The sequence below is a fragment of the Helicovermis profundi genome, assembly GCF_033097505.1.
Lineage (GTDB): Bacteria > Bacillota > Clostridia > Peptostreptococcales > Acidaminobacteraceae > Helicovermis > Helicovermis profundi.
This window is the reverse complement of record NZ_AP028654.1, coordinates 2,469,024-2,488,504: the sequence shown is the minus strand read 5'-3', so window position 1 is coordinate 2,488,504 and position 19,481 is coordinate 2,469,024. Positions and strand designations below refer to the sequence as shown.

The window sequence follows — 19,481 nt, the reverse complement described above, 5'->3', positions numbered from 1 at the left end:
CTTAGTATATCATGTAACTATTGTTGTGTAAAATAACAGTTACATTTATATTTGAGTCAGAGAGGAGGCTATTAATGAACAAAAATGATAAAATAATTAATGAATTAGAAAATAAAGGATTTAAAGCTAAGTTTATATCTATTAATTCTATAGATAGAATTAAACCTGAATTAGATAAAGTACAAAGTGATAATCCTTTTGTTAGCAAACATTTAAGTAGTTATTTTGATGAATTTAATTACGATATTAATAGTCTAATGAAAACGGCAAAGTCGATTTTAATTATAGCAACTCCTGATCCTATTAGTCGAATTGGCTTTACAATTGATAAAAAGAAAAAAAATGTTATTATGCCTCCAATGTACTTATATAACAGTAGTGTTAAAAATGAAATTAATCAAAAAAATATTAGTAGAATTAGTAAGAGTTTAGATAATATATTATCTAACTATGATTATAAATCTAAGAAAATCAATCTACCTGCTAAACTTCTAGCAGTAAAAAGCGGTTTAGGAAAGTATGGTAAAAATAATATATGCTATATTGATGGACTTGGAAGTTTTATGTGGTTATCTGTATACCTTACAGATGTTCCATGTTTTGACGAGGTATGGGTAGAAAATATTAATATGGATAAATGCAGTAATTGTAATTTATGCCTTGATAATTGTCCTACAAAAGCTTTAAGCCGTGATAGATATGTATTAAAGGCAAATAAATGCATTACCTTTCACAATGAGTCAGAAAAAGAATTTCCAAAATGGATAGAGAAAAGCAATGCAATTATTGGATGTATTAGATGCCAAATAGTATGTCCACTTAATAAAAGTAATTCTAGGAATATTGTTGATATTTCAACGTTTAATGAGTCTGAAACAAATCAAATTCTTAATAAAGTACCTTTAGAAAATTTTTCTAAAAGCACTTTAAAAAAACTTGATGATATTAATTTTATAGAATACTATGAATTACTCCAAAGAAATTTGAAATTATTATTGTAAATGAATTTCTAAGCTTTAGCTTTGGAATTAGAAGTTTTGTGCCTAGGATAAAATACCTTATAAATAATTAATGTACCGATTAAATAACATAGTATTGTAAAATAGTAAGGTGTATTGTAACTATATGCATACATTAAATACCCGCCTATAAAAATTCCAATAGATCTAAATAGATTATTTGTTAAAGTAATCATTCCACTCATTGCCGTACGTTTTTCTTTACTAATAATCTCCATTCCAAGACTTCTAAAAAGAGGATTTGCCATATTCATTAAACTGGATCTAAAGAAAAAAGCCGTACTAACTACGAGTACTCCTTGAGGGAGGGCAATGGTTATTAAAAATGGTATCGATAAAATTTGACAAAGAATAATTGATCTTATATTTCCAAGTCGTTTAGCAATAATAGGAATAAGTAATCCACCTATTATTGTTCCAATCTGGCTTATTGCCATAATATTTCCTACCATGCCATCTTTAATACTTAAAGTGTGCTTTAAATAAATGCTGAAAAAGGGTACAATCATACCTGCGCCAAGGCCTATTACTGCAATTTGGAGAAGATAGCTAAAGGAATTACCTTTTAATAATTTAAGGTAATTAATAAAAACATTTTTTATATCATAAACAAAAGATTTATCTTTTGATGAACTTGTCATGCTTTTTCCCTTAAAAGCAAGTGCTATAATAAAAGCTAATATTAGTAAAAGAGTTGAGCCGTTTAGTACTATTAAATTTCCAAAGGCGCTACCATTTTTTATTGAAAAATATTGTGAAATATGTCCAAGTATTAAATTACTTAATGCAAATGCTATGTTTTGAAATACAAAAGCTATAGAAAATCCCATAGTTCTGTATTCCTTGGCTGTATTTTCAAATATTATTGGTGCTTGAAGAATCATAATAGTTGCTTGAGAGAATCCAAAAATAATTGAAGCAATTTTCATAATATATAAATTATGAAAGTTTAGAAGTATAAAACTACTAATAAACATAAATACTATACCTAAAATGAGAGTATTTTTTTTATTTATTCTTTGAGAAAACAATGTTATTGGAATAGCTCCAAGAGCAATTCCAAGCGTTTGAAGAGAAAGAATTTGACCAACGATTATTTCAGTAAAGCCAATATTTATCATATATATACTAAATAAAACTCTATATGCTGAGGATAAAAAAGTTACAAAAAATAAGACTCCTAAATAGAGCTTCACATTTTTTGAAAGATGGTAAAAGAATTTTTTATATTCATTAATTATATTTTTCATAATTCACCTATGTATTCAATTTAATATTTTTTTATTTCACAAATCATAAGTAAAGGGTACTACAGTTTACTTATTTATTCAATAGAAAAAAAATTATATGGCTTTTATTAGTTGCTATTTATTAAGTTCTAAGTATTTATTTTATCCGATGCCTTAGAGTTCTAATATCCCCACTTCTAAAAAAAGTGGGAGATAAAGAACTCTAAAAAGGCCCTGGATTATGTTTTCTAAGATTCAGTGGGAATAAAAACTCCCTCTGAATCCAAGAAATTCATTTATATTTTCTAGATTTACTATATAATTGATTAAGAGTAATGAATAATTTATAGAAATGAGTGAAAATATGTCTAATATAACTGAAAGAGCACTAGCACAGTCTTTAAAAAAAATTATGAAAACATCTCCTTTAAATAAAATAACAATAAATGATATTGTTAATGATTGTGGGGTAAGTAGAAGAACTTTTTATTATCATTTTCAAGATATATATGGACTTTTAGAATGGCTCTTAATTACTGAAGTGCGTGCTATCCTTAATGAAAATAGAACTTATGAAACTTGGCAAAAGGGATTTAAACAAATTTTAGTTTATTTACTTAAAAACAAAGAGATTATTTTTAATACTTACAATTCAATAGGAAGAGAGTTTTTAGAAGTACATTTGTATGATGGCGTTTTTAAATTAATTTACAACGTAGTAGATGAACTTTCTAAAGACATAACAATTAAAGAGATAGATAAGGAATACATTGTAGATTTTTATAAATTTGCATTTGTTGGATTACTTTTAGATTGGATTAAAAATAATATGTCAGAGGACTCTGAGCAATTGATAGATAAACTTGATAAACTAATTGAAGGAGATCTTCAAAGAGCAATTTTGAAATTTGAAAAGTAAGGCAAAAATATAACTATAAAAAGGATGATAAATTATATTTATCATAAAGGTGTAAAATGAGACTTTATAAAATTGATAAGGCTAAAGAAATTTTTGAAAATAAAGAAATAGCAGATGTTATTTCGCTTGCTATAATAAATCCCGGTATGGGAAAATTACAGAATATAGCTCAAAGTATATATTCTAAGCAACAAGGTATTTTTTTTACTGCTGTTAAAGAAGATATTGTAATAGGTATTATTGGATTAAAAAGATTAAATAAAGACCAAGTAGAAATAATGCACCTTGCTTCAAATTTGGAAATTGAAGAAGAAAAAAAAGAACTTTATAAAGATATGATATATGAAGCAAAAAAATTAATTGATGTAAAAGAAATAGTAATTGAAATTACACATACTGATCTAAAATTATATAAATCCATAGGTTTTAAATGTAAAAAAATGCCAGAACAAGGTTTGGATTATGATAGATTTTTTTGTAGGCTCTTTTAGTTAAATAAATAATAAAATTTAAAAGGAAAAAATATGAAAAAGCTTACAGAAAATAAGTACTATTATCTTGGAAATGTATATCCAATGTATATGTCGCTTGATAAATCATTAAAAAAAGTAACTATTAAATGGGTAAATAATTCATTTCATTGCGCTAGTCCGTTTGAAGGTGAAATTGATATTAGTTTAGCATTAAAATCATTCTATATTAAAGAAAGTCGCAAAGTTATAAATCAAAGACTAAAAATATATCAGAAGAATTTTAAGGTTAAATATAAATCATTTTTAATTGAAGATAATGATAAAAGATGGGGAAGCTGCAATTCACTTCGTTCACTCACTTTCAACTGGCGACTAATGATATTTCCGCTTGATGTAGTTGACTATGTAGTTGTACATGAACTTTGTCATATGCTTCATATGAATCATGATAGATCGTTTTGGCGTCTTGTAGGTAAAATTTGTCCAAATTATAAAAAAACTATGGAAATATTGGGAACAAAGAAAACAAGGGATATGTAAAAAAATACTATACTAATGTAAATACTATGATAAAAGAAAATGAATTGTTTTTATCATAGTATTTTTTTTGATATTAAAAGTATTAGTGGGGTATGATATATAAATAATAAGGTCTTTAGTAGGTTAATGCTAAGAATATAACTTTAAATTTGTATATTGGAGGTGAGGATATTGTCAAGAAAATTTATAATAATTGTTAGTTTAACTGTTTTATTTATGTTTTTATTGACTAGTATAGTATTTTATTCCTATCTAAAAAATACTAGTAAAAATGATTTTATAGATGTTGGCAATCAGTTTACTTCACAAGTATCAAATTTTGTTAAATTTTGGGTAAAAGACCAAGTTAGAATAGTTAAGGGTATAGCAGAAGATGATAGAATAATTGACGCTTGTTTAAATCCAGAAAACGAAGATAAAGTTCTTTTAGCTGAAAATTATTTAAAAAAACTTCATGAAAAATATCCTTACTATGAAAATTTACCAATTGCGATTAAATCTAAAAATTCTATATCAAGAAATATTAATGGCAAAAATATTGTTATTACAAATGGTACTTTTTTTATTGATACGGTTAATGGTAAAACAATAGGTAAAGGTGGAATGAATTATTCATATATTAGTGAGATTTTTAAGGGTAAATCTTATTTTATTAGTGAAATTTATCCTAGTATACTTAGAAAAAATCCTATTTTTGTTATCAGTGCTCCGATTTATCATAATTCAAAAATAATTGGAATTGCAATAGTTTCACCTCAAATGGAGTATTTCACAAAACTTTTTGTAGATTCAATAAAACATGGTAAAACGGGTTATATGATTTATTTAGATGAATCATTTCAGGTTATTGCTCATCCAAATAGAGATTATATTTTAACTAAAGATAAAGATATAATAAATATATCTAGTAATATTATCAGTAAAATTGATAAGGGACAAAATCTATTTGAAGCCAGTTATTTAGGTGTAGATAAATATTATTATGGTAAAAAAATCAATTTTGAACCTGGTCATTACAAATATAGCGAATATGTTATTTTAGCTCAAGAAAAATCAGAAGTATACAAAAGTGCCTATTTTTCAATTAAACCAATATTATTTTTTGGCTTAATTGTATCTATTATTGTTATTGCAATAATATTACTTATAGCAGATATTAATTATAAAGAAAAAAAAGAAGAACAGCTTCTTGAAATGAATGAAACTTTGGAAAACATAGTTGAAGAAAGAACTAAAAATTTAAAAAGTATGGCTTTAAGGGATGGATTAACAAATTTATATAATCATCAACATATTCATAAATTGTTACAAAATGAAATAAATATTGCTAAAAAAAATAAAAAACCACTGACAATAATATTTGGAGATTTGGATTTATTTAAGAGCGTAAATGATATATATGGACATCAAACAGGTGATAATGTATTAAAAGAAATATCAAAAATTTTTAAAAAAAACCTTAGAAAAGATGATATTGTTGGTCGTTACGGCGGAGAGGAATTTTTATTTGTTCTACCTGACAGCTTATTAAATGAAGGTGTCTCATTGGCTGAAAGAATAAGAAAAGAAGTAGAAGAATTTACTTTTATTTGTGACAATTCTGTAAAATTCAATATAACAGTTAGTTTTGGTGTTACTGAATTAAAGGATGAAAGTAAAGCTGATTTTGTTAAGCGTTCTGATTTGCTTCTTTATAAAGCAAAGGAGGAAGGTAGAAATAGAGTAGTAGTTGGATAATAATTTTGAAATTCTTGCCAATAAATTAAAACTATGATATTATGTAATCCGAAAATGAATGGAGGAATAATAATGTCTAATTTACCAAATTGCCCTAAGTGCAATTCTCAGTATACTTATGAAGATGGAAATTTACTAGTTTGCCCAGAGTGTGCATACGAATGGAATCCTAATGAAGAAGAAAAAGAAGAAGAAAAAAAAGTAGTTAAAGATTCAAATGGAAATGTATTAAGTGATGGAGATACTGTAATAGTGATTAAAGACCTTAAAGTAAAAGGTGCTACTTCAAACTTAAAAAAAGGTACAAAAGTTAAAAATATTAGATTAGTAGATGATGTTCAAGGTGGACATGACATCGATTGTAAAATTGATGGATTCGGCGGAATGCTTTTAAAATCTGAATATGTTAAAAAAGCTTAGATTATGCTTTTTAATATCAAAATAACTAGACAATTGTCTAGTTATTTTGATATTAGAAATTTTAAAATTTATCCGATGCCTTAGAGTCCTGGATTATGTTTTCTAAGATTCAGTGGGAGTAAAAACTCCATCTGAATCTTAGGAATTCATTTATGGGCTAGCTTTAGTTGAATGATTAACTGAATATTTTGAAAATATGATATATTATAAATAGATATATAACATATAAAAGAGGATTTATGGAAAATAAAGAATATAAATATGAGATAAAGAGCGGAGTAAAATATAAATATATAGAAGAATATTTTTTAACATTTTGTTTAAGTTATAATAAAAATATTTTTACCTTTGATGGATATCAGATTATTTATAAAAAAAACAAGTCAAAAAAATATGCTAATATTGAAATTGATTCAACACTTCTAACTTTTCTTGGTGAAAAAGAAATTGTTGAAGAGGCTGTAAGGAAATTTAGAATGAATTTTTTGTCTGCAGGTGGATAAATAGAGTATAGTGGGAGGAGCAAATATGAATAAATTAAATAATAATATAATTGAATTGATTAGTAATCATACATCATGTCGTAAATATTCTGATAAAAAAATTGATGAAAAAGTATTAAGAGAAATACTAAATAAATCGCAATACGCATCTACTTCAAGTTTTTTGCAACTGTATTCTGTAATTAGAGTAAAAAATGATGAGAATAGAAAGAAGATAGCTTATTTAGCCGGTGAACAAAAATATATTGAAACGGCAGCAGAATTTTTAATCTTTTGCGCTGATTTAAATAGAATTGAAAAAATCGCATTAAATTATGATATTAAGGTTGATACTGGATATATAGAATCTTTTATAACAGCAACCGTTGATGCCTCTTTATATGCTGAAAATGTTATTTTAGCTGCCGAAAGTTTAGGGATTGGTGGTGTATTTATTGGTGGGATTAGAAATAATCCAAGAGAAATCAGTAACTTACTTAAAATTCCTAAAAATGTGTATCCAGTTTTTGGAATGTGTCTTGGATATCCTGAGGATGATTTTAATCAAAGTAAAAAACCAAGACTACCACTAGATATTGTTTTAAAAGAAGATTATTACTATGAAGATGATAAAAAAAGTCTTGAAGAGTATGATGAAAAAATTAAGACGTATTATATAAAAAGGACTAATGGAAAAATTAATAGTACTTGGACTGAACAAGTTTCAAAAAGAATGGAAGGTGAAAACAGACCTCATATGAAAAAATACCTTGAAGATCAGGATTTAAATAATAAATAAAAAACCAAATATCCTATAAATAGGATATTTGGTTTTTACCATTTTTTTTAGAATTGTACATTGCTTTATCTGCATTTTCAATAAGAGCATACTTGTCGTCATTTGGACTTGCAATAATTGAGCTAAGGCCAATACTTGCAGTTATATTAGTGTAAATACTTTTACTATGAGTGATATTTTCATTGGAAATATTATTTTTAATTTTATCTGCTACTTTAAGTGCACCTTTTAAATCTGTATTAGGGAGAATGACCATAAATTCTTCTCCGCCGTATCTAAAAACTTGATCGATTTCTCTATTAAGAGTTTTAGTAAAAATAGAAGAAAGGTTTTTTAGACAGTCGTCTCCGGCTAAATGACCATATGTGTCGTTATAAAGCTTAAAATCATCAACATCAATCATAATAAGTGAAAGTGGGCTACTTTCTCTTATAGAATGAGCCCACTCTAGATCAAAAGTTTTATTAAAATTTCTTCTGTTTGGAATTTGAGTTAAACCATCAAATTCAGATAAATGTTCTAAGACTTTGTTATTTTTTAAAAGAATTTCTTGGTAGTCAATTAGTGTTGCTTTTCGTTTATATGAAATAGTGGAATATGTTACCGATATTAAACTAATTGCAATAATATTAATAAAAGTATTTTGGGTATTTAAATTAATAGTATTCATAGTACTTATTAAGAAAAAGATATATATAAAAGATGGAAGTAAAACAGCAACGATTTCTATAAATGAAAAATAAAATAAGGTACATGATAGCATAACATTTATAATAAAGACTGATGAATAGCCATAACCACTTATTGTACTAGCAGTAATTAGTGCAGTATAAAATAAACTTAAAGATGCTGTAAATAAAAAAATATATTTATGCTTTTTAGTAACTGAATCTAGAGTATTGTGTTTTCCAACAATAAAAAAATAAATAAATCCTGAAAGTACCCAAAATATTCTTATGATAAAGTCAGAAGAACTTAAATAATTTTCTGTATTGGATTTTAGATAAATAGCAACAATTATTAAATTAATAAAAAAGCTTAGTATGGCAAAAACTTTTAAAACTTTTATGTTATTAAAAGTTATTTGCTTTCTTATTTTTTCTTTTAAAGATTCATCATAATCTAAAAGTGGATTTATAAATTTCAATTAAAACACATCCTTAGTTATTTTACTTTAATATATTCTTCTCTAGGAAGTTTAATTTTAATAGTTTTTTCTATTTCAGATAAAAGAAGTTCATCTTTTGGAGCTACAAAAGTTACCGCTACTCCGTCCTTTCCCATTCTTCCAGTTCTTCCAATTCTATGGATGTAAATTTCAGGAGTTTCAGGAGTATCAAAATTATATATGTGAGTAATACCCGTTATATCAAGACCTCGTGAAGCTACATCTGTTGCAATAAGATACTGGAATTTTGCATTTCTAAATTCTTTCATAATTCTTTGTCTTAAGTTTTGTTTCATATCTCCGTGAAGTTTTTTACATGAATATTTTTTTATACTCATTTCTTCTTCGAGTTTATCAACTCTTCTTTTAGTTCTACAGAATATTATACCCAAAAAAGGGTTCGACTTATCAAGTTCTTTTAGTAAAGCTTCAGTTTTCCATCTATCAGATGAAGTGATAACCTTTTGATTTATAGTTTCTAGAGTTATACTTTCTTTTTTTGCAGAAATTTCAAGTGGATTATTCATGTATTTATAAGCTAGTTTTTTTACTTTAGAATCAAGTGTCGCAGAAAAACATAGCATTTGTTTATTTTTGTTTGTATTTCTTAAAATTATATCAATTTCGTTTTTAAATCCTATAAGTAACATTTGATCAGCTTCATCTAAGACTATAGTTTTTAGATGTCTTAAATTGATAGTATTTTTTTCTATATGATCAATTAATCTTCCGGGAGTAGCTACTATAAAATTTACATTATTTTTTAGTTTTCTAAGCTGAGAATTAATATCTCGTCCACCGTAAATTGCAAGTACATTAATGTTAGTATCTTTAGCAAGTTTCTCAGCTTCTTTAGTGATTTGAAGTGCAAGTTCTCTTGTAGGTGTAACTATAAGGCCTTCAATGTGTCCATAATTTGAATCAAAATTATTAAACATAGGAAGTAAAAAAGCAAGAGTTTTACCTGTACCAGTTTGTGCACTAGCAAGTAAATCTTTATTTTCTAGTACTTTTGGAATAGTTTCAGATTGAATAGGTGTTGGTGATTTTATTCCTTGCTTAGTAAGATTGTTAATTAAAAAATCTTTTATTTTAAATGTTTCAAAAGTATTCATAAAATTCCTCTATATTTGTAGTAGTTTTTTTCTATTAATGATTAACAGTTCTAAAGTATATCACATTTTATATACAAATCATATTTAAATTAAAAAAACTAGTTAATACTATGTTATACTTATATTTGCAAATAATGAGAAGTTGCGCTTAAAATTATACTACTTGAACAAAATAAAACGGTTGATTGATTACTAAAATGTAAATAGATTACATGTTATATATAAGGAAAGGAAAATTATGAAATTTAAAAATTTGAATATCTCAAGTGAGATAAAACATGCACTAAGTGATCTTGGTTTTACCGATACTCTTAAGGTGCAAGAAAGTGCATTTGAAAGTATCATAGATGAAAAAGATTTAATCGTAATGTCACAAACAGGAAGCGGTAAAACAGCAGCGTTTGCTATTCCTATTATAGAGAAAATTGATATGTCTGTAAGTAAAGCGCAGGCAATTATTTTGGTACCTACAAGGGAACTTGCGCTTCAAGTTAAAGAAGATTTTGATGACATTAGTAAATATAAAAATGTTAAATCGATTGCACTTTATGGAAAAGAAGATATGCAAGTACAAAGAAAAAAACTTAAGATTGTTAATCATGTTATAGTTTCAACGCCAGGCAGACTTATGGATCATTTGATTAAGGGAAATGTAAATGAAATTAAGTATTTGGTTATTGACGAAGCTGATGAAATGTTGATTATGGGATTTATTGAGCAAATTAGAAACGTTATAAAGAGACTTCCAAAAGAAAGAACTACATTACTTTTTTCTGCTACAATTTCTGAAAAAACTGAAGAGCTTGCTAGTGAATACATGAGTAACCCAAAGAAAATTTTAATTGAATCAAATATTAGTCCTATTGATAAAATAGAACAAATTTATTATAAAGTTCCCGGTATTAAAAAAGTTGATTTTTTAAAGAAAATGCTTAAAAGAGAGGAACCTAGAAAATGTATAGTATTTTGTAATACAAGGGATGAGGTTATTAACTTATATAGAATACTAAATAAGTTTAATTCTAAAGTGTGTGCCTTGCATGGTGGAATGAAGCAAGAAGATAGATTTATTGCATATAGAGATTTTAAAAAGAATAAATATAATATATTAATTGCTACAGATGTTAGCTCAAGAGGTATCCATATTCAAGGAGTTACGCATGTTGTTAATTATTATGTTCCCTTTGAAACAGAACAGTATGTTCATAGAATAGGTAGAACGGGTAGGGTTGATAAATCTGGTGTAGCTATAACCTTTGTTTCAGATAGAGAAATGGAAAGATTTGAAGAAATAGAAGAATTTATCGGTTACAAAATACCACTAAAAGGTGGATATATTGAAAAGAAAACCAAAAGAACCGATGATGAAGAAGTTAAGGGTAAAAGGAAGAAATTTAAAGATAATTTTAAGAATAAAAAAAGAGTACAATTAGAACTTAATGTAGGAAGAGCAAATTCTAAAATCAAAGTAAAAGATATTACGTTTGCAGTAGGAAGGATTAAAGGAGTTGATCCAACTGATCTCGGTCAAATTAATATTTCTGCTATGAATACAAGATTTTTCGTATTAAATGGAAAAGAAGAACTTGTTCTTAAAGCATTAAAAAACAAAGAGGTTAATGGCAATAAATTTAGAATTAAAAAAGTAAATAAAAAGAGAAGATAATGGAGGCATAATGAATATAGATCTACTAAATGACATGCAAAAGGAAGCTGTTATAAATACTGAGGGACCATTACTTATTTTAGCGGGTGCGGGTAGTGGTAAAACAAGAGTTTTGACTCATAGAATTGCATATTTGATTGAAGAAAAAGAAGTTTTTCCGAGTAATATTCTTGCTATAACATTTACAAACAAAGCTGCTAAAGAAATGAGAATTAGGGTAGAAAAATTAATTGGAGAAGCTTCAAATGGAATGTGGATGGGAACTTTTCACTCAATTTGTGTAAAAATTCTTAGAAGGTATGCTTCTTTAATTGGTTATGAAAGAGATTTTGTTATATATGACCCTACAGATCAAAAAACTCTTGCTAGAGAATGTTTAAAAGAATTAAATATTGATGAGAAAAAAACAACATTCAGATATGTTTTAGGTAAAATAAGTGAAGCGAAAAATGACATGCTTACTCCCAAAGAATATGAAAAGCTCTATAGTGGCGATTTTTATTTAGATAAAGTAGTTAAAGTTTATGAATTATATCAAAGAAAACTTATAAATAATAATGCTATGGATTTTGATGATTTAATTTTAAATGCAATAAAAGTATTAAAAGAAAATGAAAAAATACTTTCAGATTACCAGAGAAAATTTAAATATGTTTTAGTTGATGAATATCAAGATACAAATAAAGCGCAGTATGTTTTAGTTAGATATTTATCGATGGGATATGTTAATTTATGTGTTGTTGGTGATAATGATCAATCTATCTATGGATGGAGAGGCGCTGATATTAGAAATATAAGAGATTTTGAAAAAGACTTTCCAGGTGCAAAAATCATTAAGCTAGAACAAAACTATAGAAGTTCTGTGAATATACTTAACGCTGCAAATAATGTTATAAAAAATAATATTAATAGAAAAAGCAAAAAACTTTGGACTGATAATGATTTGGGTGAAAAAATTCACTATTATAAAGCTCAAAGTGAAATGGATGAAGCTTATTTTGTAGTTAGAAATTTAATTGCTGATAAGAAACGTAATAAAAGAAATAATTTAGATTATGCTGTTCTATATAGAACTAATGCGCAGTCACGTGTGCTTGAAGATGCTTTTAGACGTGAAGGTGTTTCTTATAAACTTGTTGGAGGTACAAAATTCTACGATAGACGTGAAATAAAAGATTTTATTTCATATATGAGAATTATTCAAAATCCTGTTGATGAGCTTAGTATAAAGCGTGCAATTAATATACCTAAACGTGGAATCGGTCCTAAAACAATAGAAAAAATTAAAGGTTTTGCTTATGAAAATAATTTATCTTTATATCAAGCCTTAGTTTATGCAGCTAAGAAAGATTTATTTTCAAAAAAAATTAATAAAGGTATAAAAGAGTTTGTTACTATAATAGAAAAATACAAAAATGATGCGCTTGAAAGAAAAGTGTCATTTTTAATGGAAGACGTATTAAATGATATAGGGTATATTGAAGAACTTAAACTCGATAATACATTGGAATCAAGAAGTAGAATTGAAAACTTAAGAGAAATGATTTCTGCTGCAAAAGAATTTGAACGAACATCTGAAACTGGGTTATTGGCAGAGTTTTTAGAAGAATTTAGTCTTAGAAGTGATATAGATAATGTCGAGGAAGATGATGATAGTGTGCTTCTAATGACACTTCATAGCGCTAAGGGACTTGAATTTCCAATTGTTTTTATGGTTGGACTTGAAGAAGGGATTTTCCCATCAAGTAGATCCTTAAATGAGGACGAATCTGTAGAAGAAGAAAGACGTTTAATGTATGTAGGAATAACTAGAGCAGAAGAAAAATTATTTATTACGCATTCTTCAATTAGAAGTATGTATGGTAAAACATCTTGCAATTTAGTAAGTCGTTTTATTGAAGAAATACCTAGCGAGCTTCTTGATGTACCAAAAGACGAAGTTGCATCAAGAAAAACAAGAAAAACTTCTTTTACATCTCAAATGAAAGCAGATTTAGCATATAAAGAAAAGTCGAAATCTAAGATAGAAGATGTTACGGTTATAAAAACTGGAACTAAAGTATTTCATAAAATTTTTGGTGAAGGTACAGTAGTGAGTTTAAAAGGGAATAAGGGTGAAGAAAACGTTACAATTGTTTTTAAAACAAAAGGGATAAAAAAATTAAAATTAAGTATAGCTCCGCTTGAAATTATACAGTAAAAAGAAAAAGTTTGAGGTGCAAAAATAATGCAAGAAATAGAAAAAAAAATAAAAGAACTTAAGAGTTTAATAATTTATCATGAAAATAAATATTACAATGAAGATAATCCAGAAATTTCAGATTTTGAATATGATGAATTGATGAGAGAATTAATTGAACTCGAAGTAAAATATCCAAATCTTAAAACCACAGATTCTCCAAGTGTTCGAGTTGGAGGAGTTGCTTTAAAAAATTTTAATCAGGTAAATCACAAAGTAAAGCTACTTAGCCTTGATAATTCTTATAACAAAAATGATTTAATTAATTTTGATTTAAGAATAAACAAAGAAGTAAAAATAGATGAGTATATCGTTGAATACAAAATAGACGGTTTAAGTGTTGCATTAACTTATGAAAATGGTAATTTTGTAAAAGGGGCTACAAGGGGAAATGGCGAAATTGGTGAAGATGTAACTGAAAATCTTAAAACAATTCGAAGTATACCATTAAAATTAAAAGAACCTCTAAATATCATTGTAAGAGGAGAAGTTTTTATTTCCAAGAAACAATTTGCTTTAATTAATGAAATTCAAGAAACAGAAGGAAAAGAACAATTTGCGAATCCTAGAAATATTGCTGCAGGTTCACTAAGACAACTAGATTCAAAGGTTGCAGCGAAACGACATCTTGATATTTTGATATTTGATTTATTAGAAGGAGATTTAAACTTAAACAAACACGATGAAATTTTAGATAAACTTGAAGCTATTGGATTTAAAGTAAATAACCATAAAAAGTGTAATGATATAAATGAAGTCGCAAAATACTGTGAATCAATGATTAGCGAAAGACATAATTTGGATTATGAAATAGATGGAATGGTTATTAAAGTTAACGATATTAATAGTCGTAATTCTCTTGGAATTAAAGCTAAAAGTCCAAAGTGGGCAATGGCATATAAATTTCCTGCTGAAGAAAAAGAGACTGTTGTTAAAGATATAGTTGTTCAAGTTGGTAGAACTGGTGTATTAACTCCAAAAGCAGAATTCGAAGCTGTTGAAGTTGCTGGTAGTACTATTAGGTGGGCTACTCTTCATAATCAAGACTTTATTGATGAAAAGGATGTTAGAATTGGTGACACTGTTTTTATTCAAAAAGCAGGAGATGTTATTCCAGCGGTAGTAAGAGTTGTAAAAGAAAAACGTACAGGTGAAGAAAAGAAATTTAAACTTCCTCTTTACTGTCCTGAATGTGGAGGTACTACTTTAAGAAAAGAAGGGGAAGTCGCATTAAGATGTACTAATGAAAATTGTCCTGCGAAACTTAGAAGAAGTATTATTCATTTTGTTTCGAGAGTCGCCATGAATATTGATGGAGTTGGTGAAGCTGTAGTTACGGAACTTATTAAAAATGGATTTATTAAAAACTATTCTGATTTATATTTTTTGAAAGATAAAAAAGATGAACTATTAAATCTTGAAAGAATGGCTGAAAAATCAGTTGACAATATGCTTGAATCGATTGAGAATTCTAAAAGTAATGATCTAAGTAAGTTGATTAACGCTTTTGGAATTAATCTAATTGGAGCAAAAGCTGCTAAAACTATTTCGAAGAAACTAAAAACTATGGATAACATAATTGATGCAAGTTTTGCTACTTTAAATTCAATTGATGAAATTGGAGAAAAGATGGCTAATAGCATTATAGAATATTTTTCACATGAAGATAACTTACAAAGAATAGAAAGGTTAAAAAAAGCAAATGTAAATATGGTTTCTCTTGAAAATGAAAAAGATGAAAAAGAACTAATATTTAAAGATTTAACATTTGTAGTTACTGGAACATTAAAAAAGTATAAGAGAGAAGAAATAAAAGGACTAATTGAATCATTAGGTGGGAAAGCAAGTTCAAGTGTAAGTAAAAAAACTTCTTATTTAGTATATGGCGATAAAGCAGGTTCAAAGAAAGAAAAAGCGATAAGCCTTGGAGTCAAAACGATTAGTGAAGAGGAATTTAAAGAAGCTTTTAATCTGTAGAATTGGAGGAACGTTTTGAATAAAAAAATAATGATTCTTATTTTTAACATTCTTATTATTACAATTATATTGGTTGGATGTAGTTCTAGTGGGAAAAAAGTTTTTTTAGGTTCTGAAAAAGGATATACAAGAATTAACGAGGAATCGAGTTTACAAAGCAAAAAAAATAATATTAAAACTTTGGATTGGGTTGTTAATTTAAAAAATATTGAAAGCGTTTCGCCAATTCTAGCCAAAACATATGAAGAAAAAACAATAGTTAATAATATTTTTGTTGGATTAACAAAGCAAGTTGGGGTTAAGGTTATACCTTCACTTGCTGAAAAAATAATTATTAGTAATTCTAAATTAGAATATACTTTTGTATTAAGAGATGCATATTGGTCGAATGGGGAAAAAATAAGTGCCTATGATTTTGTGTCTTCATGGGATAAGTTAGAAAAATTAACTTCGAAAAGTAATAAAACTTCAATATTTAAAATACTTGGTATAAGTGAATATAAAGTTTTATCTAATAGGACTTTATTTGTTAGATTAAATAGAAAAAATGAAGATTTACTTAAATTTTTTTCAAGCTCTATTTTTTTTCCATATAAAAATGATTTTGAATATAAAGGTGATTTTTCTAACGATTTAGATGTCATTTCTAGTGGTCCATATAAACTTTCTATAAAAAGAAATGAAAATAAAGTAACTCTTATACAAAATGAATATTATAAAAAAGATATTGATATTAATTACGACAAAATAAATATTCTCAATTTAGATAAAAAAGAAAAAATAAATAGAGAAGAAGAAGTTGTAATTAGCAGCACATATAATTTGTTAGACAATAAAAATGAATTATTAAAAAATACTAATTATAGATATTTGCCTTTTAACCAAATAAAAACTTTATTTATTAATTCAAAATCCGATGTTCTAAAAAATAAATACGAGAGATTTAAAATAAATAAAGTTCTTGATAGAATGGCTATTTTAGATTATTCTAATGAAAATATGGGTTTAATAACAAATGACTTTGTTGATGGTTCACTAAATTATGCGAAACTGGGCTATATTGAAAATTATATTATGAATTTAACTACTAAAAATTTGAAAGGCAAAAACATTAAATTTATTTATTATAATAATGAAACAAATGAAAAAATAGCAAATATTATTAAATTAATTTTTGAAACTAATTTTGATGCTAAAATCGTAAGTATTGGTTATAGTAAAATTAATTTGAAACGTGCAATTAATAATAAAGATTTTGATATACTTTTAGGTGAAGTTAATGGTGTAGGAAATTCAAAAGATAGTTATTTAATTTCACTTTATCCAAATTCTTATGAGGAGTATACAAATTGGGGAAGCAGAAGTTATGTAAAATATTTGGACGAATATATGTTGGATAGAAATTCAAAGATTTTAACAAATGCATACATCGAATTGTACACAAGTTCTTATCATATACCTTTGTTTTATACAGGGTTTTCGATTATAAAGGATGATAGAATTAATTTAAATAATAGCTGTAATAACAATTTTATTGATTTTACTAGAATTAATAATCGCTAAAAATAATGGAGGATTTATGCGTAAAATAGTATTTGTAGTAATAATTTCATTAATATTTAATTTGAGTATTCCTTTATTTACTTATGGGGAAAGTTCGACAGATATTTCTGAAAATATTAATCTTTTAGATAGTAAAACAAATAAAACACAATCGTATCCAGTTGTGAATTTAATGCTTAGTGGTGAGGATTTAGTTACAGATGTTCCTGGTATTTTATATTCGCTTGGGGGTTATACAAGGACACTTGTTCCAATAAGCATTATTACTGATAATTTGGGTTACGATATATTGTGGGACGGAAAAACAAAAGAGGTTACAATAACAACTGAAAGCAAAACGATAGTATTGAAAATTAATTCTAGTGATGCCACCATCAACGGGGAAAAAATAAAGCTTCCTAATGATATTCCTGCAAAACTAATGGCATATAACGGGACGTATAGAACCATGGTACCTGTACGATTTGTAACTGAACAACTTGGAAAAGAAATTAAATGGATTAACGATACTAGAACAGTAGAAATAAATGAACCTAAACAGTACATTAAATCAATTGTATATGACAGAGAAAGGCATTTTAAAGAAATAAGAATTAAAACATCTGGAAAAGTTAAAACTACGTCTTATTACATAGATGGAACAAAATTAAATAAAAAGAACAAATATGTTGTAGATATTCAAAATGTTGATTTTAAAATGGACAAAATAAACTTTGATAAAAACGGTTATTATAAAATACCTATAGAATTATATGGAATTGATAGTGCAAATATGTATAAAATCAAAGATACGGGTAATATTAGACTTGAAGTGAACTTGGATATAAAAAAAGGATTTGATGTATTTTATGATGATAAATCAGGTGAATTAGTAGTAGAGTTTATTAATAGTGTTGAAGATATTAGATATGAAAAATTATATAATGCTGATGCTATTGTTATAGATACTAATCAAGCGCCTCCAGATTTAAATGTAAAATATTTAAAAAATGCAGTTATAGTAGATATTGTTAATTCAAAATTAAAGTTCAACTCTGGCAAATTTGGAAGTATAGATTTTAAAAAAGATGGAATAGAAAAAGTATCGTTTTCACAATTTGATCCATCAAATGAATATGAAAAAGATGATCTAGTTTCAAGAGTAGTTGTAAATTTAAGTGAGGGAAAAACAAGCGATGACGTATATGTTGAAGATATTGGTGACAAAGTTTATATATATGTTTCAGGTGCTCCTTTAAATGGTTTCAATTATGTTAAAAATGGACTAGATAGCGGAACTTTAGATATTAATTTTGATAAAAAAGGAAGTTATAAAACGAACTATGACAGTAATAGTAAATTATTAACTCTTGAAGTGCCTAAAAGTAGTATTAATCTTGATAAAATGAATGTTGATATAGATGATAGTATTGTTGATTTAATAAAAATAGATGATATGGATATGAATAATTATTTAATTAGTTTAAAACTTTCTAAAGGAACAAGCTATAAGAATAATTCTGAAAAAAATAATATAGATAATATTTCCTTATCATTTTTTAATAAAGAATTATCAAATTCAAAATATAAAAATACTCTAGTGGTTATTGATCCAGGACATGGTGGAAGTGATGCAGGAGCAGTTGGTTCAAAAACTTATGAAAAAACATTAGCTCTAATAGTTGGTAAAAAAGTAAAAAAAGAATTAGAATCACTAGGATTTAAAGTTTATATAACAAGGGATAATGATAAGAGAGTAAGTCTACAAGAAAGGACGAATATTGCAAATTCACTGGGTGCAGATTTATTTGTAAGTATTCATATGAATTCATATGTAAATGCAAATCCTTATGGACTTGAAGTTCTTTATAATCCAAATGATAAGCTAAAGAATAAAGAATTCGCAGAATTTACCAAAAATGAATTAATTAATTCTCTAGGAGCATTTGATAGAGGAATTGTTTCAAGACCAAGACTTTACGTTCTTAGGCACACTGAAATGCCATCTATTCTTACAGAACTCGGTTTCATTTCTAATCCTACAGAGCAAGATAAGCTTATGAATGTTGATTACCAAACAAAAGCAGCTAAAGCAATAGCAAAAGGTATATTAGATTTTTTGAGTTTTAAATAGTAGATAATAAAATTTTATAAAT

General features: G+C 26.5%; 16 protein-coding genes. 13 read left to right on the top strand and 3 right to left on the bottom strand.

Translation table 11 applies throughout. From position 1 onward, the window contains the following. The first annotated feature begins 74 nt into the window (after nucleotides 1–74). Nucleotides 75–1,001, top strand: a complete 927-nt coding sequence (locus AACH12_RS11175) for a 4Fe-4S double cluster binding domain-containing protein (RefSeq protein ID WP_338535491.1) — start codon at nucleotides 75–77, stop codon at nucleotides 999–1,001. Nucleotides 1,002–1,009: 8 nt separating this feature from the next. Here the strand turns inward: AACH12_RS11175 and AACH12_RS11170 are convergent, their stop codons facing one another. Then, a complete protein-coding gene (locus AACH12_RS11170) occupies nucleotides 1,010–2,269 on the bottom strand; it encodes an MFS transporter (protein ID WP_338535490.1) in 1,260 nt (419 codons plus the stop codon). 331 nt (nucleotides 2,270–2,600) lie between these two features. On the opposite strand from AACH12_RS11170, the gene AACH12_RS11165 reads away from it, so the two are divergent. From AACH12_RS11165 to nfsA, 7 genes are all read left to right on the top strand, one after another. Then, entirely contained in the window at nucleotides 2,601–3,167 is a 567-nt protein-coding gene (locus AACH12_RS11165) for a TetR/AcrR family transcriptional regulator (RefSeq protein WP_338535489.1), read from the top strand. 56 nt (nucleotides 3,168–3,223) lie between these two features. Next, nucleotides 3,224–3,658, top strand: a complete 435-nt coding sequence (locus tag AACH12_RS11160) for a hypothetical protein (protein ID WP_338535488.1) — start codon at nucleotides 3,224–3,226, stop codon at nucleotides 3,656–3,658. Between the two features lie 33 nt (nucleotides 3,659–3,691). After that, on the top strand, nucleotides 3,692–4,180 hold the full coding sequence (locus AACH12_RS11155; protein WP_338535487.1) for a M48 family metallopeptidase: 489 nt from the start codon (nucleotides 3,692–3,694) through the stop codon (nucleotides 4,178–4,180). Nucleotides 4,181–4,351: 171 nt separating this feature from the next. Further along, on the top strand, nucleotides 4,352–5,917 hold the full coding sequence (locus tag AACH12_RS11150; RefSeq protein ID WP_338535486.1) for a sensor domain-containing diguanylate cyclase: 1,566 nt from the start codon (nucleotides 4,352–4,354) through the stop codon (nucleotides 5,915–5,917). Nucleotides 5,918–5,989: 72 nt separating this feature from the next. Further along, nucleotides 5,990–6,337: a zinc ribbon domain-containing protein YjdM gene (locus tag AACH12_RS11145; protein ID WP_338535485.1), complete on the top strand. Its 348-nt coding sequence runs from the start codon at nucleotides 5,990–5,992 to the stop codon at nucleotides 6,335–6,337. A 239-nt stretch (nucleotides 6,338–6,576) separates the two neighbouring features. After that, a complete protein-coding gene (locus tag AACH12_RS11140; RefSeq protein ID WP_338535484.1) occupies nucleotides 6,577–6,840 on the top strand; it encodes a hypothetical protein in 264 nt (87 codons plus the stop codon). A gap of 25 nt (nucleotides 6,841–6,865) precedes the next feature. Then, nucleotides 6,866–7,618 carry an oxygen-insensitive NADPH nitroreductase gene (nfsA, locus tag AACH12_RS11135; RefSeq protein ID WP_338535483.1) on the top strand — a complete coding sequence of 251 codons (753 nt, stop codon included), beginning with the start codon at nucleotides 6,866–6,868 and terminating at the stop codon, nucleotides 7,616–7,618. A 13-nt stretch (nucleotides 7,619–7,631) separates the two neighbouring features. Here the strand turns inward: nfsA and AACH12_RS11130 are convergent, their stop codons facing one another. Both AACH12_RS11130 and AACH12_RS11125 read right to left on the bottom strand, forming a co-directional pair. Continuing rightward, nucleotides 7,632–8,765, bottom strand: a complete 1,134-nt coding sequence (locus tag AACH12_RS11130; RefSeq protein ID WP_338535482.1) for a GGDEF domain-containing protein — start codon at nucleotides 8,763–8,765, stop codon at nucleotides 7,632–7,634. A gap of 17 nt (nucleotides 8,766–8,782) precedes the next feature. Further along, nucleotides 8,783–9,901 carry a DEAD/DEAH box helicase gene (locus AACH12_RS11125; RefSeq protein WP_338535481.1) on the bottom strand — a complete coding sequence of 373 codons (1,119 nt, stop codon included), beginning with the start codon at nucleotides 9,899–9,901 and terminating at the stop codon, nucleotides 8,783–8,785. Between the two features lie 238 nt (nucleotides 9,902–10,139). Here AACH12_RS11125 and AACH12_RS11120 point away from each other — a divergent pair, with 238 nt between their 5' ends. The 5 genes from AACH12_RS11120 to AACH12_RS11100 are packed head-to-tail and all read left to right on the top strand — an operon-like array spanning nucleotide 10,140 to nucleotide 19,459. Further along, the gene (locus AACH12_RS11120; RefSeq protein ID WP_338535480.1) at nucleotides 10,140–11,567 is read left to right on the top strand and encodes a DEAD/DEAH box helicase; all 1,428 of its coding nucleotides are present in this window, start codon (nucleotides 10,140–10,142) and stop codon (nucleotides 11,565–11,567) included. 10 nt (nucleotides 11,568–11,577) lie between these two features. After that, the gene (gene pcrA / locus AACH12_RS11115; protein WP_338535479.1) at nucleotides 11,578–13,767 is read left to right on the top strand and encodes a DNA helicase PcrA; all 2,190 of its coding nucleotides are present in this window, start codon (nucleotides 11,578–11,580) and stop codon (nucleotides 13,765–13,767) included. 27 nt (nucleotides 13,768–13,794) lie between these two features. Next, the gene (gene ligA, locus AACH12_RS11110) at nucleotides 13,795–15,783 is read left to right on the top strand and encodes an NAD-dependent DNA ligase LigA (RefSeq protein ID WP_338535478.1); all 1,989 of its coding nucleotides are present in this window, start codon (nucleotides 13,795–13,797) and stop codon (nucleotides 15,781–15,783) included. Nucleotides 15,784–15,798: 15 nt separating this feature from the next. Further along, nucleotides 15,799–17,346 (top strand): ABC transporter substrate-binding protein, encoded by a 1,548-nt coding sequence (locus AACH12_RS11105; RefSeq protein ID WP_338535477.1) that lies wholly within the window; start codon nucleotides 15,799–15,801, stop codon nucleotides 17,344–17,346. A gap of 16 nt (nucleotides 17,347–17,362) precedes the next feature. Continuing rightward, on the top strand, nucleotides 17,363–19,459 hold the full coding sequence (locus AACH12_RS11100) for an N-acetylmuramoyl-L-alanine amidase (RefSeq protein WP_338535476.1): 2,097 nt from the start codon (nucleotides 17,363–17,365) through the stop codon (nucleotides 19,457–19,459). The last annotated feature ends 22 nt before the right edge of the window (nucleotides 19,460–19,481 follow it).